The 19,682-nt window shown below is 67.1% G+C and carries 24 protein-coding genes, 1 tRNA gene and 1 riboswitch; of the genes, 15 read left to right on the top strand and 10 right to left on the bottom strand.

All coding sequences use genetic code 11. The annotated features are described in order from the left end of the window. Positions 1–67 precede the first annotated feature (67 nt). Complete coding sequence (locus DIE03_RS08560) at positions 68–397, bottom strand: carboxymuconolactone decarboxylase family protein (RefSeq protein ID WP_043189451.1); 330 nt, start codon at positions 395–397, stop codon at positions 68–70. 130 nt (positions 398–527) lie between these two features. Between DIE03_RS08560 and DIE03_RS08555 the strand changes: the two genes are divergently transcribed. From DIE03_RS08555 to DIE03_RS08520, 8 genes are all read left to right on the top strand, one after another. Then, a complete protein-coding gene (locus DIE03_RS08555) occupies positions 528–1,475 on the top strand; it encodes an AraC family transcriptional regulator (RefSeq protein WP_124449309.1) in 948 nt (315 codons plus the stop codon). A 104-nt stretch (positions 1,476–1,579) separates the two neighbouring features. Next, a complete protein-coding gene (gene yiaA, locus DIE03_RS08550; protein ID WP_124449307.1) occupies positions 1,580–2,023 on the top strand; it encodes an inner membrane protein YiaA in 444 nt (147 codons plus the stop codon). Between the two features lie 138 nt (positions 2,024–2,161). Next, a complete protein-coding gene (locus tag DIE03_RS08545) occupies positions 2,162–3,226 on the top strand; it encodes a glycosyltransferase family 2 protein (protein ID WP_124449305.1) in 1,065 nt (354 codons plus the stop codon). Positions 3,227–3,276: 50 nt separating this feature from the next. Further along, positions 3,277–4,290 carry a hypothetical protein gene (locus DIE03_RS08540; RefSeq protein WP_124449303.1) on the top strand — a complete coding sequence of 338 codons (1,014 nt, stop codon included), beginning with the start codon at positions 3,277–3,279 and terminating at the stop codon, positions 4,288–4,290. Next, entirely contained in the window at positions 4,287–5,036 is a 750-nt protein-coding gene (locus tag DIE03_RS08535; RefSeq protein WP_124449301.1) for a ferritin-like domain-containing protein, read from the top strand. The genes DIE03_RS08540 and DIE03_RS08535 overlap by 4 nt, the downstream gene beginning before the upstream one ends. Further along, on the top strand, positions 5,033–6,190 hold the full coding sequence (locus DIE03_RS08530) for a hypothetical protein (protein WP_124449299.1): 1,158 nt from the start codon (positions 5,033–5,035) through the stop codon (positions 6,188–6,190). The genes DIE03_RS08535 and DIE03_RS08530 overlap by 4 nt, the downstream gene beginning before the upstream one ends. Next, complete coding sequence (locus tag DIE03_RS08525; protein WP_124449513.1) at positions 6,187–6,804, top strand: phosphatase PAP2 family protein; 618 nt, start codon at positions 6,187–6,189, stop codon at positions 6,802–6,804. Before DIE03_RS08530 ends, DIE03_RS08525 begins: the two co-directional genes overlap by 4 nt. After that, positions 6,801–7,748 (top strand): fatty acid desaturase family protein, encoded by a 948-nt coding sequence (locus tag DIE03_RS08520; protein ID WP_260434829.1) that lies wholly within the window; start codon positions 6,801–6,803, stop codon positions 7,746–7,748. Before DIE03_RS08525 ends, DIE03_RS08520 begins: the two co-directional genes overlap by 4 nt. Before the next feature lie 131 nt (positions 7,749–7,879). Here DIE03_RS08520 and DIE03_RS08515 read toward each other — a convergent pair. The 9 genes from DIE03_RS08515 to DIE03_RS08475 form a co-directional block, all read right to left on the bottom strand. Continuing rightward, positions 7,880–7,956, bottom strand: a tRNA-Lys gene (locus tag DIE03_RS08515). Between the two features lie 108 nt (positions 7,957–8,064). Beyond that, complete coding sequence (ybgF, locus tag DIE03_RS08510) at positions 8,065–8,814, bottom strand: tol-pal system protein YbgF (RefSeq protein ID WP_124449297.1); 750 nt, start codon at positions 8,812–8,814, stop codon at positions 8,065–8,067. A 19-nt stretch (positions 8,815–8,833) separates the two neighbouring features. Beyond that, positions 8,834–9,346 carry a peptidoglycan-associated lipoprotein Pal gene (gene pal / locus DIE03_RS08505; protein ID WP_011351072.1) on the bottom strand — a complete coding sequence of 171 codons (513 nt, stop codon included), beginning with the start codon at positions 9,344–9,346 and terminating at the stop codon, positions 8,834–8,836. A gap of 17 nt (positions 9,347–9,363) precedes the next feature. Continuing rightward, positions 9,364–10,659, bottom strand: a complete 1,296-nt coding sequence (gene tolB, locus DIE03_RS08500; protein ID WP_124449295.1) for a Tol-Pal system beta propeller repeat protein TolB — start codon at positions 10,657–10,659, stop codon at positions 9,364–9,366. 109 nt (positions 10,660–10,768) lie between these two features. Beyond that, on the bottom strand, positions 10,769–11,818 hold the full coding sequence (gene tolA / locus DIE03_RS08495) for a cell envelope integrity protein TolA (RefSeq protein WP_124449293.1): 1,050 nt from the start codon (positions 11,816–11,818) through the stop codon (positions 10,769–10,771). Further along, positions 11,815–12,264 (bottom strand): protein TolR, encoded by a 450-nt coding sequence (gene tolR / locus DIE03_RS08490; protein ID WP_124449291.1) that lies wholly within the window; start codon positions 12,262–12,264, stop codon positions 11,815–11,817. Before tolR ends, tolA begins: the two co-directional genes overlap by 4 nt. Positions 12,265–12,274: 10 nt before the next feature. Then, complete coding sequence (gene tolQ, locus DIE03_RS08485; RefSeq protein ID WP_021157170.1) at positions 12,275–12,952, bottom strand: protein TolQ; 678 nt, start codon at positions 12,950–12,952, stop codon at positions 12,275–12,277. 130 nt (positions 12,953–13,082) lie between these two features. Further along, positions 13,083–13,568, bottom strand: a complete 486-nt coding sequence (ybgC, locus tag DIE03_RS08480) for a tol-pal system-associated acyl-CoA thioesterase (RefSeq protein WP_124449289.1) — start codon at positions 13,566–13,568, stop codon at positions 13,083–13,085. Between the two features lie 108 nt (positions 13,569–13,676). Then, positions 13,677–14,423 (bottom strand): SDR family NAD(P)-dependent oxidoreductase, encoded by a 747-nt coding sequence (locus DIE03_RS08475; protein WP_124449511.1) that lies wholly within the window; start codon positions 14,421–14,423, stop codon positions 13,677–13,679. A 180-nt stretch (positions 14,424–14,603) separates the two neighbouring features. After that, positions 14,604–14,705, top strand: a riboswitch (ZMP/ZTP riboswitch). Positions 14,706–14,842: 137 nt separating this feature from the next. Between DIE03_RS08475 and glyA the strand changes: the two genes are divergently transcribed. The 7 genes from glyA to DIE03_RS08435 all read left to right on the top strand — a co-directional run bounded on the left by glyA (position 14,843) and on the right by DIE03_RS08435 (position 19,631). Further along, a complete protein-coding gene (gene glyA / locus DIE03_RS08465) occupies positions 14,843–16,090 on the top strand; it encodes a serine hydroxymethyltransferase (protein WP_124449287.1) in 1,248 nt (415 codons plus the stop codon). Between the two features lie 6 nt (positions 16,091–16,096). Continuing rightward, the gene (gene nrdR, locus DIE03_RS08460; protein ID WP_006476792.1) at positions 16,097–16,576 is read left to right on the top strand and encodes a transcriptional regulator NrdR; all 480 of its coding nucleotides are present in this window, start codon (positions 16,097–16,099) and stop codon (positions 16,574–16,576) included. 153 nt (positions 16,577–16,729) lie between these two features. Continuing rightward, on the top strand, positions 16,730–17,293 hold the full coding sequence (locus DIE03_RS08455) for a GspH/FimT family pseudopilin (protein ID WP_124449285.1): 564 nt from the start codon (positions 16,730–16,732) through the stop codon (positions 17,291–17,293). Between the two features lie 5 nt (positions 17,294–17,298). Then, entirely contained in the window at positions 17,299–17,700 is a 402-nt protein-coding gene (locus tag DIE03_RS08450) for a hypothetical protein (RefSeq protein WP_124449283.1), read from the top strand. Beyond that, a complete protein-coding gene (locus tag DIE03_RS08445; protein WP_124449281.1) occupies positions 17,684–18,523 on the top strand; it encodes a PilW family protein in 840 nt (279 codons plus the stop codon). The genes DIE03_RS08450 and DIE03_RS08445 overlap by 17 nt, the downstream gene beginning before the upstream one ends. A 140-nt stretch (positions 18,524–18,663) precedes the next feature. Next, on the top strand, positions 18,664–19,188 hold the full coding sequence (locus DIE03_RS08440; protein ID WP_260434828.1) for a pilus assembly protein: 525 nt from the start codon (positions 18,664–18,666) through the stop codon (positions 19,186–19,188). After that, a complete protein-coding gene (locus tag DIE03_RS08435; RefSeq protein WP_124449279.1) occupies positions 19,185–19,631 on the top strand; it encodes a type IV pilin protein in 447 nt (148 codons plus the stop codon). The genes DIE03_RS08440 and DIE03_RS08435 overlap by 4 nt, the downstream gene beginning before the upstream one ends. Positions 19,632–19,682: the final 51 nt, after the last annotated feature.

The raw sequence follows: 19,682 nt of genomic DNA, 5'->3' as shown, positions 1-19,682 counted from the left end.
ATGGCCGCCCGGCCAGGCGGCCGGGCGCCGCGCAGCAGGGCGGCCCGCGACGGCGCCGTGGTGACGGTCAGTCGCCGAGCGCGTCCATCACGCGCGCCGAATAGACGAGCGCCGCGCCCGCATTCAGCGCAATCGCGACGCCAAGCGCTTCCGCCACTTCCTCCTTGGTTGCACCGTGCTTCGCCGCTTCGGCGGTGTGAACGGCGATACAGCCGTCGCAGCGCGTCGTGACGGCCACCGCGAGCGCGATCAGTTCGCGCGTCTTCGCGTCGAGATGGCCGGTCTTGGCGCCGGCGCCTGACAGCGCCTTGTATCCGGCCAGCGTATCGGGCGACAGCTTGGCAATTTCGCCGATGCGCGTCGAGAGTTCCTTCCGGTATTCGTTCCAGTTCAGCATGATGCGTCCTTTTCGAGAAGAGGTGAGGAGGGCGGCGGGCGCCGCGATCTCGGGCGATGCAGAGCTATTCTGATCGCTCGCGCTGAGGGTTTCGATACGCTAGAGTGTCAATTTTTAGCGCAATCGTCTCATGGATGCATTGAGTCAACTGCTGTCGCTGGGGCGCAGCCACGTCGAACTCGACGTGCGCTGCCTGCTCGATGGGCCATTCGCGATGCCGCACGATCCGCTGCCGCCCGGCGAGGCGGCGTTCCACCTGGTGCTGGCAGGCACGTGCCGGCTGCGCACGGTCGACGGCCGCACGCTGCAGCTCGCCGCAGGCGATTTCGTGCTGCTGCCCGCGGGCGGCGCGCACGACCTGCTCGATACGGGGAGCGGCCGGTCGCAGCCGGCCGTGCCGCTGCGCGACGTCGGCGCCGGCGGCGGCGCGGTGCTGCCGGTCAAGTCGAATCTCGATCCGGCCGAACCGGGCGGCGCAAGCGTGGATCTGCTGTGCGGACGGTTCGTCTATGCGCGCGGCGCGGGCGAGCTGTTGATGCGCACGCTGCCGCAGGTGCTGCACGTCGAATTGCGCGAAACATCGGGGGCCGAGCCGCTGCAACTGCTGACGAGCGTGCTGCGCACCGAGGCGTCGAACGTGCAGCCGGGCGCAGGCGCGATCGTGAACGCGCTCGGCCAGGCGCTGCTCGCGTATGCGCTGCGGGCCTATGGCCGCGGCGCGCGCGTGCCGTCCGGCTGGCTCGCGCTGGCGGCCGATGCGCGGCTCGGCCCGTCGGTCCAGGCCGTGCTGCAGGCGCCGGAGCAGCCGTGGACGGTCGAGTCGCTCGGCAACGCGGCGGCCATGTCGCGTGCGACGTATGCACGGCATTTCCGCGAGAAGGCCGGGATGAGCGTCGGCGCGTTCGTCGCGCAGATCCGGATGATGCACGCGTGCGCATTGCTGCAGGACACGCAGCGCGGGCAGGCGGAGATCGGGCAGGCGGTCGGCTACCAGTCCGAGGCCGCCTTCGGCAAGGCGTTTCGCGCGGTACTCGGCACGACGCCGGGGCGCTGGCGGCGCGCGCAGCGCGGCATGTAAGGCTGCAAGTGAGACTGTCGTGGCGCAGCACCAAAGCTGCTACCATGCGCAAAACGCAGTTCAACGAAAACGATTTCGAACAAGAAGAAAGAGAGGGCAAAGCAATGAACCAGACCACCATCCAGCAGCCGTCGTTCGCGTTCGTGGCCGCGTCGTGGGCCGCGCTGCTCGCCGGCTTCGCGGCCTTCCTGATCGGCCTCTGGAATGCCGGCATGCAACTCAACGAGAAGGGCTACTACTTCACAGTGCTGGTGTTCGGCCTTTACGCGGCGATCTCGTTGCAGAAGAGCGTGCGCGACCGCGCGGAAGGCATTCCCGTCACGGGCATCTACTACGGCCTCAGCTGGATCGCGCTGCTGCTGTCGATCGCGCTGCTGGTCGTCGGCCTTTTCAACGCCACGCTGCAACTGAGCGAAAAGGGCTTCTACGCGATGTCGTTCGTGCTCGCGCTGTTCGGCTCGGTGGCCGTGCAGAAGAACACGCGCGACCTGCAGAACGCGAAGCCGCGCTTCACCGACGCAGACTCCGCGCCGTCGATCCAGGAGTGACGTCGCGCAAGGCGGGCGCCTGACCAGGCGGTCCGCCGGGCGACGTGATCCGCGGCGGCCGGCTTTCGCCGGCGCGCCGCTGGCCACCTTCCTGCCGTTTCATCCATGCCGTCGCGCACGACGGTGGAGATATTCCGGATGCCGAACTTCAATGAAACCGCACCGCGTACGCGTGCGGCCGCTCGTTCCGTGGCAGCGAGGGCCGCGCTCGTGCTGGAGACGAACAACCTGCGCGGCGGCGCGGGTCTCGCGCAGGCCGTCGACAGCCTGAAGCGCCTCGTGTCGGCGCTGTCGAGGCAGACCGTGCCGCCGGCGGCACTCGCGCAATGGATCATCACGCACGACGGCCTGCCGGCCGACGCGCGCACGGAAATCACTGCGCTGGCCGGCCGTCCGATCGATTTCGTCGAGATCGGCGCGAGCACCGGCTACTACGATGCGAAAAACGACGGCTTCGATCGCGTCGACGCGGACCGCTGCGACATCGTCGTGTTCGGCGATGCAGATTGCCGCCCGGCCGACGACTGGCTCGAACACCTGCTCGCGCCATTCGCGCGGGAGGCGGGCGACGCACCCGTCGCCGTGGCGGGGCGCACCAGCTACGCGCCGAACGTGCTCGGCACCGCGCTGACGTCGATCGATTTCATGTATTTCCCGAGTCCGCTGCGCGCCGGTGCGACGCGCAACTTCTATGCGAACAACGTTGCGTTCCGGCGCGATGTATTCGCGCAATTCCGCTACGAGCCGCTCGATGGCGTCTATCGCGCGCATTGCCAGGTGATGGGGTTGCGGATGCAGGCAGCCGGCGTGGCCGTCGAGTTCGCGCCGGATGCACACACCGAGCACCGGCTGCCGGACACGCATTTCGAGTCGCTGAAGCTGCGCTGGATGCGCGGCGAGGACAGCGTCGGGCTGACGCCGTATCTCGTGAACGCGTACCTGCCGCGCCGGTGGCAATGGCTCGGCCGCAGCGGCCCGCTCGGCCCGTTCTGCGTGATGGCGATGCGGCTCGGCTACAGCCTGCGGGCGCTCGATCATCAGCAGTTGCCGCAATTGGGTGCGATTCGCTATCTCGCGGCCGTCGGCGTCACGATCGCCGCGTCCGCCGTCGATACGCTCGGCGCACTGGCGCGCGGGTTCGGGCTCGCAGGGCGAGCGTCGGCCCGGCGCGATCTCGATGCGCTGTCCTATCACCGTCATTGAAGCGGCGCCCCACGTTACTTCGACATCCTGAATCCATTCCGACGACGACCATGCCCTCATTCGCCACCCGTGTTGCCTGCCTCACCCTGTTTGCCGCCAGCACCGGCGCCCATGCCGCGCCGATCGATCACTCGGGGCGCGGGATCTATCACTTCGCGTCGCAAAGCGGCTGCCCGTTCGCGAGTGCGGCCGCGACGGACTGCAATCGCATCGCGCTCGATGCGTCCGACGTTCACGCGAGCATCGATACCGATGCGCACGCGATCGTCTTCTCGAGCGATGCGAACCGCCGCACGAAGGACGTGCTCGGCGACGTGCTGCTGCAGGGCACGGGTGTCGACGGCGACGGACGGCGCGTGCCGCTGAGCGTGCACGTGCTGCTGCGCCGCGACGGCGCGAAATGGGACCGCGACGTGTATGTCCACGCGCCCGTGCGCGGCAAGTTCACCGATGTGCGGATCGATCCGTACCGTGTGCGCGTGAAGGAGGGCGACGGCGAGCGCGACGTGCTGACGCCGGACGAAACGCTCGCGCTGTTCGCGCATCCGTCGCTGGCGTCGCGGCTCGCGCGGCATCTCGTGAAGGTGAGCGCGACCGATCCGAAGCAGCCGTCCGCGGACGACATCACGATCGCGCTCGGCGTCGGCGGCCTGACGAAGTCGGTCGCACGTGCGAGCTTCACGTCGAATGCACCGCGCGATGCGGACGTCGATCGCGCATTGGCGTCGGGCACGTGGTCGATCCGTTTCGACGCACTGAGCAATCACATTCCGGTGTGGGTCGCGCAGCGCGAGCTGTTCCTGTTCGGTCTCGACGGCAGTGCGCTGCTGAAAGACGTGCGCGAGCGCGGTTTCAAAAAGAACGACCGGATCGAATTCGGCGCGCGCGACGGCAACGGCTATCTGCGCGTGAACGGCCATGAGGAAGCGTTCGCGGGCGCCGCAGCGTCCGCGCATGCGTTCTTGCAGGAAAGCTTCGTCGGCCTGATCCTCGGCTGGCGTCGCGATCCGGCCGCGGCTGCTGCGGCGACGAAATCCGTGTCCGCACGGAGTGTGCCGGCATGAGTGCGGCAGGCGAACTGCACGCGTCGCCGCAAACGGCGGACGGCGCGTGCTTCGACTGTCTCGATGTACCCGTGCCGCAGGGTGCGGCGCGGGTGCGTGCGTATCTCGTCGATCGCATCAAGCGGGCGGCGATCCGGCGGCTGCATCGCAGCGCGCACGGCGAGCGCTGGATGCTGCGCATGTACCTGATCGGCGAAGAGGCGACCGAGTGCGCGTTGCATGAAGACTGGACCGGACAGCCGCCGGCCTGGCTCGCGCCGCGGATCGAGCAGCATCTCGCGGACGAGCGCCGTCACGCAGTTGCATTTGCCGATGCGCTGCGCCGGCGCGGCGCCGAGGCGTCGGCCGGGCCGCACGAACCCGACTGGCTGAGCCGGCGCAAGATCATGCGATGGCGAAGGCTCGCGCAGCGCCATGCGCCGCATTTCGCGCAAGGCGTGCTCGTGCCGGCCTATGCGACGGGCCTGTGCGCGGAACAGATGGCGATGCGCGTGCTCGCACGCCACTGCGCGACGATCGGCGACACGCATCCGCTGCGTCCGTTGCTCTCGCGCGTGCTCGCCGACGAGACGCGGCACGTGCGGCTCTGTTCGGATACGTTGCGTCGTCTCGTTGCGCCATCGGAGGCCGCGCATCTCGCCGCGTTGCTGCGCGAAATCCGCGCGATCGAAGCCGGGTTCGGCGTGACGGGCGCGCTGGCGATGTACGCAGCCGGCTGGATCCATTCGCTTCGTCCGCGCGCATGATGCTGCGGATCGTCTATCTCGCGACAGCCGATGCGCGCGGCCACCTGATGCGCGCGCAATTGCTCGTGCATGCGTTGCGTGCGGCCGGCGCGCAGGTCGACGTGTTGACGACGTCCGATGCGGGACAGGCGTTCCTGGCCGCATTCGGCATCGATGCGCCGGTGCTGTCCCGTCACTACGCGGTGCAGTTCGACGAGCGGCAGAACATGCTGCGCGACGCGACTGATCGCAACGTCGCGCACTACGTGTTCAGGCCGACGCGGATGCTGCGCGACATCGTGCGGCTGCGTGCGATCGTTCGCGATGCGGATCTCGTGATCAACGATTCGTTTCATCCGGCGCTGCTGTTCATGGGCGCGGTACCGGGCTGGCGCCGCCGCGTCGTTCACGTGTATGGCGGCAGCCTGCGCCGTGCGTTGACCGGGAATTTCGATGCGCGGCTGCCGCGCATGCTGGCGCGTGCGTTCGCACGGATTGTCGACTGGCAGATCGATTCGGCGCTGGGCTGCATCGAACACGATTTTGCGTACGACGCGGCCGACGATGTGCCGCCATCGCGCGGACACTACCGGCTGCCGACGCCGTTGCCGGTTGTCGCCGAACTGCCGGCGCCCGAACAGGCTGCCGCGGCCGTTTATCTGAATCCGCACTTCCGCGACGTCGCGCTCGCCGATGCGCTGTCGGCCGGCATGCGCGACGCGGGGCTTGCCGCGCATCGCGTGGGCGAGGGCTACGCCGGGCACGACGGCTGGACCGGTGTCGATGCCGACTGGGTGACGCGCGCCGCGCATGCGCCGCTGATCGTATCGGCGCCCGGCATGGCCGCGCTGTCGATCGCGCGCGTCTATCGCCGCCCGATCCTGCTCGTGCTGACCGATCAGCCCGAGCAGGCGAGCAACGCTGCGCGCGCGGCGCAGCTGCAACTCGTGCACCGCGTCGTCACGTGGCGTGGCGATGCTGCGGCATTCCGGCAGGCGATCAGGCAGGCCGTTGCCGACCTGATGCGCAATCCGGGCACGCCGGCAGGAACGCGCGCCGGACGCGAGCAGGCGCGTGCGCGCGTGGACGCATGGACGTCGCGTATCCTCGCACTGCGGTCGCATGCGTGGCCGGCCGACGCGGAAACCCGATGCGAGGCGCCGGCACCGCGATGAAGACGTTGACGCTTCATGACGATCGCCGGCTCGATGTCCGGCAGATGCTGGCCGCGGCGTTCGGCATGGCTGCCGGCCTCGCGATCTTCTTCGTGCTCGAGCGCGGCGTTACGCCGCGCTACGTGCTGGCCACGGCGATCGATGCGCGGATTCCGTTCCTCGCATGGTCGTGGTTCGTCTATGTCGCGTTCTTTCCGTTCGTGATCGTGCTGGCCGCCTATGCACGGCCGCCCGCGTTTGTTGCGTTCAAGGAGGCCGTGCTGATCGCGTTCGTACTCGGTGTCGTCTGCTTCCTGCTGTTTCCGGAAGCCGTGCCGCGGCCCGACGTCGCGGAGATCGGCAACGCGTTCGTGCGCCATCGTCTCGCGCGCATGTGGCAGCTCGATCTCGCGGCCAACGGATTTCCGAGCCTGCATGTCGCGGTGACGTGCCTTGCGTGCCGGACGCTGGTGGACCGGCGCCGGATCGTGGCAACTGCGGTCGGGCTGCTGATCTGCGTATCGACGCTGACGCTCAAGCAGCACACGGTGGTCGATGTGCTCGGCGGCGTGGTGCTCGCGATGGTCAGTGCGATGTGGGTCGAACGGCGTTCGCTGCGCAGGAGGTTCGCGTGACGGCTGCCGATCTTCGTCAAGGTGTGCCGAATGAGGAGCTTGCGCGGTTCGAGCCCGATCCCGCGTTGTTTCGCGTGGATGCATCGCGTGTCGCGATGGCACTGGCCGGCGACTGGTTGATGATTGCCGCGGCGTTCGCGGTGGCGATCGTATTGCCGCATCCGTTCGTGTACGTGTGTGCGGCGATCGTGATCGCGCGCAGCCAGCTTGCGCTCGCGGTCATGATGCACGAAGGCGCACACGGGTTGCTGGCGAGGAATCGGCGCATCAACGACTTGCTCGGACAACTGTTCGCGGCCGGTCCGTTGTGGCTGTCGCTGCGCACGTACCGTGCGGGTCATCTCAAGCACCATCGCGCGCCGATGCAGCTGGACGATCCCGTCGCGCTGCTGTTCGGCGTGCACGACTATCCGGTGACGCGCGGGCGGTTGGTCGGCCGCCTGCTCGCTTATGCGTGCGGAGTCGGCTACGTGACGAGCATCGTGAAGCTCGCGCGCGGCAAGTTCGCGCATGCGTTGCCGAAAGTGGAAAAATCGCGCGCATATGCAGCATGGGAGATCGTGTCGATGCTGGCCTGCAACGGTTTGCTGTTCGGTGCGCTCGCGTTGGCCGGACATCCGTTGCTGTATGTCGCGTTGTGGATCGTGCCGTCGGTCACGCTGTTGCCGCTTGCCGGGCAGGTGCGGGCGATCTTCGAGCACGCGGGGTTGCCGGCCGGCGAGGACCAGAGCCGCAACGCGCGCACGATCGTCCGGCGTTCGTGGCAGACGTTCCTGTTCGGTCCGCATTCGATTCATTTCCATATCGAACATCACCTGTTCGCGCGGATGCCGTTCCATAGCCTGCCGGTCGTGCACCGGCAACTCGCGCAGCGGCAGTTGCTGCCCGACGGCAATCTGTACGCGGGATATGGGGCGGTGCTGCGGGACGTGAGTGTGCGCTGACTGCGCATCTGGCGCCGCGCGCGACTGGGCGCGTGGCGCGCATCGTCGATGCATCCAGATTCGAACGGCCAGAAGACAGACGCAAAAAAGCCTCCACTTGGGAGGCTTTAATTTGCACTATCAAAGATAGTTGGTAGGGTGGGAGGGACTCGAACCCTCGACTCTCTGATTAAAAGTCAGATACTCTAACCAACTGAGTTACCACCCCACGTTCTTGAAACCTGTCGGGTCGTTGCTTCAACAACTTTGGAAGCGACCCAAAGAGCAAAAGATTATAGCGACGGGTTGTCAGGGTGTCAACAGCCCGCCGCGATAATTATTTGATCGTTTCGAGCTTGCCCTGCGCCGTCTGCGCCGCGTTCGACCCGGCGTACTGCGACACGACCTGCTCGAACGTCTTCTTCGCGGCCGCCTTCTGGCCTTGTTCGAGCTGGTTCGTCCCGATCGCCACGAGGGCATCGGCCGCGCGCGGATGCTGCGGGAACTTGCTGACGATCCCTTGCCACGTCGCGGTCGAGCCGCGGTAGTCGCGCAGCGCGTATTGCGCATTGCCGTACCAGTACTGCGCGGTCGGCTGGTAGGGGCTCTGCGGATACTTCGCGATGAACGCGCGGAACGAAGCCGCGGCCGCCTTGAAGTTGCCGTTGCGGAACTGCTGCTGCGCTGCGCTGAGCGCATCCGTTTCACCCGGCTGCACGGTGCCTTCGACACCATCGATCGTCGTCTGCTGCGGCTCGAACTTCTTGAGCCGCGTGTCGAGATCCTGGTAGTACTCCTTCTGCTGCCGCTCGAGTGTCGTCAGCCGGTTCGTCAGATCCTCGTTTTCGCCGCGCAGCGTCGCGACCTGCTGGTTCAGCTGGTCGAGACGGCCGGATTGATCGAGGATCGTACGCTGGGCGGCCGACAACTGGCTCGCCAGGTTGTCGGTTTTGCTGCGCAGATCGAGCACGGCGCGGCGCGCTTCGTTGTCGTCGAACACGCCGGCGTGCGCCGGCGCGGCCGACCACGCCGCGCCGGCGACGCAGAGAGCTGCGGCTGCACGCAGCCAGGTTACACGGTGCGTCATACGGCGATTCTTCCGTTACTTACTGTTGGTAGACGAGGTCGGCGCGACGGTTCTGCGCCCACGATGCTTCGTCGTGACCTGCTGCCTGCGGCTTTTCCTTGCCGAGGCTCACGGCTTCCATTTGCGAATCGTTCACGCCGAGCAGTGCCATCGCACGACGGACGGCTTCCGCACGCTTCTGGCCCAGCGCGAGGTTGTACTCGCTCGTGCCGCGTTCGTCGGTGTTGCCCTGGATCAGCACGTGACGCTGCGGGTGGCTCTTCAGGTACTGAGCGTGCTGCTGCATCAGCGGCTGGTACTCGTCCTTCACCGAATAGCTGTCGAAGTCGAAGTAGATGCTGCGCTTCGCGAGCGGGCTGTTCGGGTCGTTCAGCGGATCGACGTTCACTTGCGCGACGTTGTCGGCGCTCGGCTGCGTGCTGACTGCGCCCGCGTTGTTCGCCTTGTCGTCGAGCTTCACGCCCGACTTACATGCGGCGAGCGCGCTGATCATCATCACGGCCAGGGCCAGACGAGCTTTATTCGACATCATGGTTACTCTCCTTGTGGTCATTGCATGAAGGGCCCCCACGACGGCTCGCGAACGGAGCCGCCCTGGACGGACAGGATTTGCGGCGGCGCGCTGCCGTCGGAGGGCACTGCAGCCAGGACATTGCGCCCACCCGACTGGGTAGCGTACAGAAGGTACTGGCCGTTTGCCGCGAAGCTCGGCGATTCGTCGTGATTGGTATTCGTGACGGCGTTCGCCGCGCCGGATTGCAGATCCTGAACGTACAGCTTGAAGCCCCCACCCGTGCGGGAGATGTAAGCGAGCAGCTTGCCGTCCGGGCTGATACGCGGACTCGTGTTGTAGCTGCCGGTGAAGGTCACGCGCTGCGCGGCACCGGCGCTTTCACCCTGTGCGGGCATCCGGTAGATCTGCGGCGCACCGCCGCGATCGCTCGTGAAGTAGATCCAGTGGCCGTCCGGCGAGTAGAACGGCTCGGTGTCGATCGAGCTGCTCTGCGTGAGGCGGCGCAGGCCGCCGCCCGTCGAGTTGACCGTATAGATTTGCGTATTGCCCGTCAGCGACAGCGCAACGGCGAGCGTGTTGCTGTCCGGCGACCAGGCCGGTGCACTGTTGTTGCCCTTCTGGTCGGAGACGATGTAGCGGCGGCCGGTCGGCAGGTCGTGGATGTAGACGATCGGCTTCTTGCGCTCGAACGAAACGTACGCAACCTTCGTGCCGCTCGGCGACCACGACGGCGAGATGATCGGTTCGGTGCTCGACAGCGCGATGCGCGCGTTCTGGCCGTCCGAATCCGAGATCTGCAGCTGGTAGCGGTTACCGGTCTTGATCACGTACGACAGGCGCGTGGCGAACACGCCGCGCACGCCGAGCAGCTTCTGGTAGATGTAGTCGGCGATCTTGTGGCCGGCCGTGCGCAGCGTGGTATCGGTGGCCGTCAGCGACAGGCCGCCGAGGCTTTGCTGCTTCACGGTGTCGTACAGGATGAAGTTGACCTTGTACTGGCCGTTCGCTTCGCGGTTCACGCTGCCGGCAACGAACGCATTCGCGCCCTTGGCCTTCCATGCGCCGAGATCGACCGACGCGGTCTCGGGCACGGGCGTGCTGCCTGCGTCGACGTTGGTGAATTTGCCGCTGCGGGCGAGGTCGGCACGGACGATCGACGTGACCTGCTGCGGCAGGCCCGCCTCGTTCGCGAAATTCGCCGTGGCAATGGGGAACTGGGTCGACCCGACACCGGTGATCAGCACGTTGACCTGGGCGTTAGCGGCGCTGCCCGCCGTAATCAGACACGAGGCCACGAGTGCCCTGAAACCTAGCTTTGTCATCAAACTCATGCTTCTTGCTTCCCGTATGGCTTGGATCGCTGCGCAACCGCAGAGACAGTAAAAATACCCGATTCGTTCCCGTCTGACAGCGACGCCGGGAGTGTAAGCGCATTTCCGCTCACTCCGCTGCCTTGAAGGTAATCGTAATGTCCGACGGGGTACGACCGTTAGAATCGGGCGGCAACGGGACCGATGCGTGGATCGCATTCACCACGGCTTGATCCCACCCCGAATTCCCGCTCGAGCGGGAGACCGATGCGCTCAATACGTCACCGGACGGCGTGCACCGAATCTTGACGACGGTGGTCAGGCCTGCTCGCTCGCCGCCCCAAACGATGTTCGGTTTGACGCGGCGGCGCACCTTGTCGGCATAGCCGGGCGTCGCGGCATTGCCGCCGGAACCCGTGCCCGTGCCGCTTTTCGCGAGGCCTTCGCCGCCGCCTTCACCGGCGCCGGACAGGCCCTGCATCTGTGCGAGACGCGCGTTGCGCTCGCGGTCGAGCTTCGCGTTCGCCGCCGCGCTGGCCTTCGCGCGCGCCGTGGCTTCGGCCTTCGCCTTGGCCTGCGCTTCCGCCTTGGCCTTCGCGGCCGCGTCGGCTTTTGCCTTCGCCGCCTGCTGCGCTTCGAGCTGCGCCTGCTTCTGCTGCTGGAGTTTCTGCTGTTCGAGCTTCTGCTGTTCGGCGAGCTGCTGTTGCTTGAGCTTGTCGGCCTGCTTCTGCCTGTCGCGCTCCGCGGCCTTCTGCGCGGCGAGGGCGGCGGCCTGCTGGGCCGCGAGCTGCGCGCGCCGGGCTTCGTCTTCCTCCCGGGCTTTCAGTTGCTGCGCGCGGCGTTGCTGATCGAGCAGCGCTTCGCGCGCGGCCGCTTCCTGCTGCCGCTTCTTCTGCTGCAACGCGATGTCGGCCTGCTCGTCGCGCACCGGGGGAGCGGGCGGCGCGACCTTCGCGGGCGGCGTCACGACGGGCCGCGGCGCGGCGACGTCGGGCACCTCGGTCCACAGCTCGGCTTCGGCGCCGGCCGGCGTGCTGTTCTGCCACTGCACGCCGTGATAGAGGAACAGCGCGAGCAGCACGTGCATCAGCGCGGCGAGCGCGAACGCGCGCCAGGTGCCGCGCTCGCGGGGAGGCTGAGGCGGGTAGGCGGCGCTGCGCGTGGATTGCTGCCGGTTCATTGCGATTTGACGAGGAGGCCGACGCGCTTGACGCCGCGCGCCTTCAGATCCGACATCACGGTCATGACGGCATCGTACTGCACGGTCTTGTCGGCTGCGATCACGACCGGCTGGTCAGGGTGATCGGCCTGCCGGGCCGAGATGAAGCTGTCGAGCTCGGCCTTCGTCATCGTGTCTTCCTGGGTCGAGCCCGAGTCGCCCTTGTACTTGACGCTCATCGTGCGGTCGGCCTTGATGTTCACGACGACGGGCGGCGTCTGCTCCTGCGGCGCGGCATTGCCGACGGTCGGCAGGTTGATGATCGACGGGGCGACGAGCGGTGCGGTGACCATGAAGATCACGAGCAGCACCAGCATCACGTCGATGTACGGCACGACGTTGATGTCGGCCATCGCACGGCGCGAGCGGCCGCCGCGCATGCTGGATCGGATGGGACTTCCTGCCATGGCGCGCTCCTTACTGGGCCTGACGCTGCAGGATGTTCGAGAACTCTTCGATGAAGGTCTCGAAGCGGATCGCGAGGCGGTCGATGTCGTGCGCGTAGCGGTTGTACGCGACCACCGCCGGAATCGCGGCGAACAGGCCGATCGCGGTGGCGACGAGCGCCTCGGCGATGCCCGGCGCGACGTTCGCGAGCGTGGCCTGCTGCACGTTCGCGAGCCCGCGGAACGAGTTCATGATCCCCCAGACCGTGCCGAACAGGCCGATGTACGGGCTGACCGAGCCGACCGACGCGAGGAAGGCGAGGTTCGCTTCGAGCACGTCCATCTCGCGCTGGAACGACGCACGCATCGCGCGGCGGGCACCGTCGAGCACGAGGCCCGGATCGCTGATGCGCTTTTCCTTCGCCTTCAGGAATTCGCGCATCCCCGATTCGAAGATCCGCTCGAGCGCGCCGATCGTGTGGCGATTGTTGGCCGCGCTCTGGTACAGCGCCTGCAGGTCGCCGCCCGACCAGAAATCCTTCTCGAAGCGTTCGGTCTGCGCGCGCGCGCGGCGGATCGCGAACCACTTGCGGAAGATGAAGGTCCACGACATCAGCGACAGCAACAGCAGCAGTCCCATCACGGCCTGGGCCAGCACGCTCGCGTTGAGGACGAGGGAAATGATCGACAGGTCTTGAGAAGTGTTCATAGAGGTTTGAGTAACGGCCCTTCGGGGCGCCCGGTATGCGTGCGGCGCGGCGCGCCGGCCATGCCTGACGCCGAACCTTGCTTAGTATCGAATCAGAACGGCAAGTTCATAGGCTTTGACTAAACGGCGCTCATGCGCGCTTCGTTGACACTGGAGTGTGCCCGGCGTCGATGACGGGCCCGCGTTGCAGCGCGTCGAGCACGGCCGGCGGGATGGCCGCGGGCCGGATACCGTTACGGTCGACGCAGCCGAGGCGAATGTGCCCGGCTACGAGCAGCGTGTCGCCACACCAGGCTTCCTGCGTGAATTCCACCGAGGCGCGGCCGATGCGTCCGGGCCGGCTCGTGATCGTCAGCGTGTCGTCGAGTCGCGCCGGCGCGCGGTAGTCGAGCGACGTACTGCGGACGATGAAGATCGCGCCGGTATCGTCGGCGAGCTGACGCTGGTCGATACCGCACGCGCGTAACCACTCGGTGCGGGCGCGCTCGAAGTACTTCAGGTAGTTGGCATAGAAGACGATGCCGCCTGCGTCGGTATCCTCGTAGTACACACGCACCGGCCAGGTGAAGCCGGAAGGCGCTTCCGGGGAGCGGGTAGGCTGAGTCATGGCGCGCATTCTACCGGAAGGCAGGAAGCCGATTCGTAACCGATTCGTAACGGAATGTAGTATGCCGTAGCACACCGCGGGCCGGCCGGAGGCGGGCCCGCGGCTGCGGGCGGTGCGTCAGCCGCGATGGATCGTGAGGCCGGCCGGGGCTTGCGCGACCGGCATCATTTCGATCGTATTGATGTTGACGTGCGCGGGGCGCGTGGCGATCCAGTAGATCGTGTCCGCGATGTCCTCGGCCGTGAGCGGCTGGACGTTCTGGTAGACGTTCGCCGCCTTTGCATCGTCGCCGCGGAAGCGGACGTTCGAGAACTCGGTACCACCGCACAGGCCCGGCTCGATGTCGGTTACGCGCAACGGCGTGCCGATCAGGTCGGCGCGCAGGTTCAGGCTGAATTGTCTGACGAAAGCCTTGGTCGCGCCGTATACGTTCCCGCCCGGATACGGATAGGTGCCGGCCACCGAGCCCAGATTGAAGATATGGCCGCGACCGCGCGCGATCATGCCGGGCAGCAATGCGTGCGTGACGGTCACGAGGCCCGAGCAGTTCGTGTCGATCATGGTTTGCCACTCGTCGAGGCTCGCCTTGTGGGCCGGTTCGACCCCGAGCGCGAGGCCGGCGTTGTTGACGAGCACGTCGAGCGCCGCGAATTCGGCGGGGAGGGCGGCCGGCACGGCCTCGACGGCCGCGCGGTCGCGCACGTCGAGTTCGAACGGCAGAAGGGCGTCGCCGAGTTCGGCGGCGAGCGCGTCGAGACGGTCCTTGCGGCGCGCGGTCGCGACGACGCGGTGGCCGCCGTTGACGAAGGCACGGGCGATGGCGGCGCCGAAGCCGGCGGACGCGCCTGTGACGAACACGATCATTGCTGCTCCTGGTCGATGACAAAATAGCGAGTAGTATCCCGCAAGCCTACTGAGATTGCCGCACCGCGGCAAGGCGGCAAAGCGTTTCGGCACGGGCACGTAGAGTCTGGCCCCAATTGCATCCGGCGCACTGCCGTGCGGTTGCCTATTCATGACGCATCCAATACACTAACGCGCTCATCACCCCTGCGTGACTGGCGATAGAACCCGTTCGGGTTCAAGGTGGAGCATCCCACCGTGAAGCGCGGGGCGCCGTTTTTGCCGTTCGCCTGGGCAGCCGTTGTGCGCCGTCGCGTGCATTGCCGGTGGCTGTCCTGCCTCGCGTCATTCGGATTCTTCCGCCACGTCGAGCTGGTCCCGCCAGCAGCGCACCGTACTCGGCCACTCCGGTCAACCTGTACACACTTAACGGAAACCGTATGTTTGACAGAGCCCAAAGCACCATCGCGAACGTCGATCCCGAAGTCTTTGCAGCGATCGAGCAGGAAAACCGCCGCCAGGAAGATCACATCGAGCTGATCGCGTCGGAAAACTACACGAGTCCGGCCGTAATGGCCGCCCAAGGCTCGCAGCTCACGAACAAGTACGCGGAAGGGTATCCGGGCAAGCGCTACTACGGCGGCTGCGAGTACGTCGACGTGGTCGAGCAGCTCGCGATCGACCGCGTGAAGCAACTGTTCGGCGCGGAAGCCGCGAACGTGCAGCCGAACTCGGGTTCGCAGGCGAACCAGGGCGTGTTCTTCGCGATGCTCAAGCCGGGCGACACGATCATGGGCATGAGCCTCGCGCACGGTGGTCACCTGACGCACGGCTCGCCGGTCAACATGTCGGGCAAGTGGTTCAACGTCGTGAGCTATGGCCTGAACGAAAACGAAGACATCGACTACGAAGCGGCCGAGAAGCTCGCGCAGGAACACAAGCCGAAGCTGATCGTCGCGGGCGCGTCGGCGTTCTCGCTGAAGATCGATTTCGAGCGCCTCGCGAAGATCGCGAAGTCGGTGGGCGCGTACCTGATGGTCGACATGGCGCACTACGCAGGCCTGATCGCGGCCGGCGTGTACCCGAACCCGGTGCCGCACGCGGACTTCGTGACGACGACGACGCACAAGAGCCTGCGCGGCCCGCGCGGCGGCGTGATCCTGATGAAGGCGGAGTACGAGAAGCCGATCAACTCGGCGATCTTCCCGGGGATCCAGGGCGGCCCGCTGATGCACGTGATCGCGGCGAAGGCGGTGGCGTTCAAGGAAGCGCTGTCGCCGGAGTTCAAGTCGTACCAGGAAAAGGTGGTCGAAAACGCGCGCGTGCTGGCTGAAACGCTGGTGAAGCGCGGCCTGCGGATCGTGTCGGGCCGCACCGAAAGCCACGTGATGCTGGTGGACCTGCGCGCGAAGAACATCACGGGCAAGGCAGCGGAAGCAGCACTCGGTGCGGCACACATCACGGTGAACAAGAACGCGATCCCGAACGATCCGGAAAAGCCGTTCGTGACGAGCGGCGTGCGCCTGGGTTCGCCGGCGATGACGACGCGCGGGTTCGGCCCGGCGGAAGCGGAGCAGGTGGGCAACCTGATCGCCGACGTGCTGGAGAACCCGGAAGATGCCGCGACGATCGAGCGCGTGCGTGCGCAGGTCGCCGAGCTGACCAAGCGTTTCCCGGTCTATCGCTGATCGCCGATGCGCTGCCCGTTCTGCCGGCATGACGACACGCAGGTCGTAGACTCGCGCGTGTCCGAAGATGGCGCCGCGATTCGCCGGCGCCGTCGTTGCTCGGCTTGCGACAAGCGCTTCACGACGTACGAGCGGGTCGAGCTGTCCCTGCCGTTCGTCGTGAAGAAGGACGGCAGCCGCACGGAATTCGACCGTCGCAAGATCGTCGCCAGCATGCAACTCGCGCTGCGCAAGCGGCCGGTTGCTGCCGACGCGATCGACGCGGCGGTCGCCCGCATCGAATATCAACTGCTCGCGACAGGCGAGCGTGAAGTGCGTAGCGAGAAGCTCGGCGAGCTCGTGATGAACGAGTTGCGCGGCCTCGATACGATCGCTTATGTCCGCTTCGCATCGGTGTATCGCCGGTTCGAGGACGTTTCCGAATTTGCCGACGTGATCGAAGAGTTCCGTCGCGCCTCTCCCGCCAAGACCCCGCGTAAGCGCTGACGCGCTGCGTTCGTTCATCGTCTTCTCCGTTGGTTCAGTTCGCGCCGATTGTGTCGGTCGCGACCGGATGTCGCCAGTCGGCCGTTCGGCAAATGGCGCGAGTCCGCACGCATCGCTACAGTCGTCTCCTCACTCTGGTGGAGGACGATGGCGATGGGGCTGCACGCTCAACCTTTGAAAAATCCATTGTCAGGCTCGGGCGGGTTCACGCTCGTCGAGCTGATGGTTGCGCTCGCGCTGGCGGCCGGGCTCGCGCTCTACGCGGCGCCCGCGTTCGACCAGTGGCGCATGCGTGAGCGTGTGGATGCACGCTCGCGTGCGTTGCTCGGCGCGCTTTCGTTTGCGCGTACCGAGGCGACGCGTCTTGGCACGCGTGTCACGCTGTGCCGGGCCGGGAACGGCGGCACCTGTCTGCGTGCCGGCGAGCGGTGCGATGCGGCCGAATGGTCGTGCGACTGGATCGTCAGCGGGCAGGTCGACGGGCAATCGCGCGTACTGCGACGCTATCCGCGCGATGCCGAAGTGGCCGTCGCGGGCGCCGCGCACGATCTGGCTTTTGCGCCGCCGGCCGGCCAGGCGATCGGCGGAATCCGGCGGTTCGAATTGCGTCCGCGGCGCGGCGTGTCCGACGCGGAAGACGCACGCGTGTCGCGTTGCGTGAGGATTGCGGCGGGCGGCCGGGCGCGGGTGGTCGCCGGCCGCTGCGGCTCGGCGTGATCGCGATGCGCAACGCCATGCGCGGCACGTCGCTGATCGAGGCGACGCTGGCCATCGCGCTGCTCGCGACCGTGATGCTGGCCGTGGCCGGCAGCCAGCTTGCGATGGCGCGCGCCCAGCGGGCGACGATCTGGCGCGAGCGTGCGCTGTGGCTGGCCGACGCGCGTATCGAGCGCCTGTACGCAGGTGCCGGGACAGACGATGGCCTTGCGGCGCTGGCGGCTGCGTCGCTGCCCGGCGGTGCGATGACGCTCGACGACGGGCCGGGCGGCGTCCGCTACGCGGTCGTCGGCTGGCGTAGCGGCAACGCGGCTGCGTCGCCGCGATGCGAAGCCGCGGGTGTATCGGGGCAGCCGCCCACGTGCGTCCGGATTCCGTTTCGGGAGACCGATGCCGATGCACGCTGATCGTCGTATGCGTGCACACACGCTGCTCGAGGTGCTGATTGCGATGACCGTCGGTCTCCTCGTGCTCGCAGCGGCAGGCGCGCTCCATCACGCGCAGCGCATTGCGCAACGGCGTGCGGAAGATGCATTCCGGATGCGCGATGCGGCAGGCACCGCGCTGATGTTGGTCGGCCAGCAGATCCAGATGGCGGGGTTCCGGCCGCTCGATATGGAAGGCGCGTCATCGTTGCCGCCGGTGTTCGGCTGTTCGACGGCGCGCGTGCGGGGCGATGGCGCACAGGTGCGGTGCGAGTCGGTGCGCGCTGCGTCGGATGCGCTACTGGTCCGGTACGTCGGTGATGCGGTGTCGACGTGGTCGACGGTGAGCGGCCAGGCGTCGGATTGCCTCGGGCAAGGTGTCGGCGCGCCTGGCGAACGGCCGTTGGTGGAGAACCGCTTCGATGCGCACGTCAGTCCGTCGACGGGGGAGCCCGAGCTGTATTGCGAAGGGAGCGGCCGTCCGGGCACGCCGCAGCCCGTCGTATCGGGCATCGATCAGTTGCGCGTGCGCTATTTGCGTCGCGGCGGCGCTCAATTTGTCGACGCCGATGCGATGCGTGTCGAAGACTGGCGCGATGTCGTGGCCGTGCATGTCTGCGTGCGGGCGCGCGGCGAACCGATGCGCGAGCCGTCCAGCCATGTCGACTGCAACGGTCTTGCCGCCGTTGCACAGGACGGACGTGCACGTTTGACGCTCGATCGCATCATCGCGCTGAGAAATTCAGCGCCCGGCTTCGACGCTACGTTGCCTGATGCAGCGCGCACGCAAGAGGTGGTGCGATGAGCGGAGCAGGTCGGTCCGTGTGGGCGAGATCGCGATGGGTTGCAGCAGGCAACGCGCATGGGCTCATCGCCGCGAGCGGCGACGAACCGCAACAGGCTGCGTGCACGAGCGCCCTGGCGACGAACCCGTGTGAACCGCGCATGCGCTTCCGGTCGGCACCCCGCGCCTGGCGGCGCGACGCAGGGCTCGCATTGCCGGCAGTCATCGCGGTCGGTGCGGCCATTGCAGCGCTGACAGGCACGTGGTTCGAAGCCGCGCTGACGGAATCGCGTCGCACGCGAGCACTGTCCGATCGGCTGATTGCATTCCACGCAGCCGATGCCGCGCTGGCAGCATGCACCGCGCGATTGCTCCGTGGCGCGGTGCCCTATGTGAGCGAGCGCGAATCGTACGTGGAGCCCGACACCTGGCGGCGCATGCCGCCGCTGGCGGCCGCCGAAGCATTCACGCCGTTCGCCGGATGGCCGATGGCCGCGCAGCCGCCGCGATGCCTGATCGAGGCGTGGCGCGGGGCAGGGCCGCCCGGTAGCCGTGCTTATCTCGTCACCGCACGTGGCGTCGGTGCGCATGCATCGAGTGCAGTCTGGCTGCAGCACCAGGTCGCGATACGCGGCGAGCGCGTCGTCGCGCTGCGCTGGCGTCGCGTCGCGGCGGTGCTTCAGTGAACGGCCGTCCTTCCGTATTCCGATCGACGGGATTCACGCTGATCGAGTTGATGATCGTGCTCGCGATCGTCGCGGTGCTGGCCGGATGGGGCATCCCGTCGTATCGCGAGCATGTCGCGCGCGTTCATCGCGCGTCGGCGGTGTCCGCGCTGTATCGCGCGGCCCAGTATCTCGAAACGCTGGATGGTTCGTTGCCTTCGGCGTTGCCGGACGCGCTCGTGCGGGCGCCGCCGGACGGGCGTGCCGTCTATCGCCTGACGCTGCGGCGGCTGGGTGGCGACGATTCGCCGGTGAGCTACGAACTGGACGCAAGCCCGCTCGACACGGGCCCGATGCACGACGATCCATGCGGGTCCTTCACGCTGGATTCCGGCGGGACGAAAGGCAATGTGCGGCGCGATGGCGCCGACGAGCCGGGCACGGCCTGCTGGGGCGCGCGTTGAGTTTGCAAGCGTCTGCAAAAAAGGCGCGCAACGGCGCATGGCCGTGCGCGC

Source organism: Burkholderia sp. Bp8992 (genome assembly GCF_003853705.1).
Taxonomy (GTDB): Bacteria; Pseudomonadota; Gammaproteobacteria; order Burkholderiales; family Burkholderiaceae; genus Burkholderia.
This window is presented reverse-complemented; position numbering and strand designations above follow the sequence as displayed.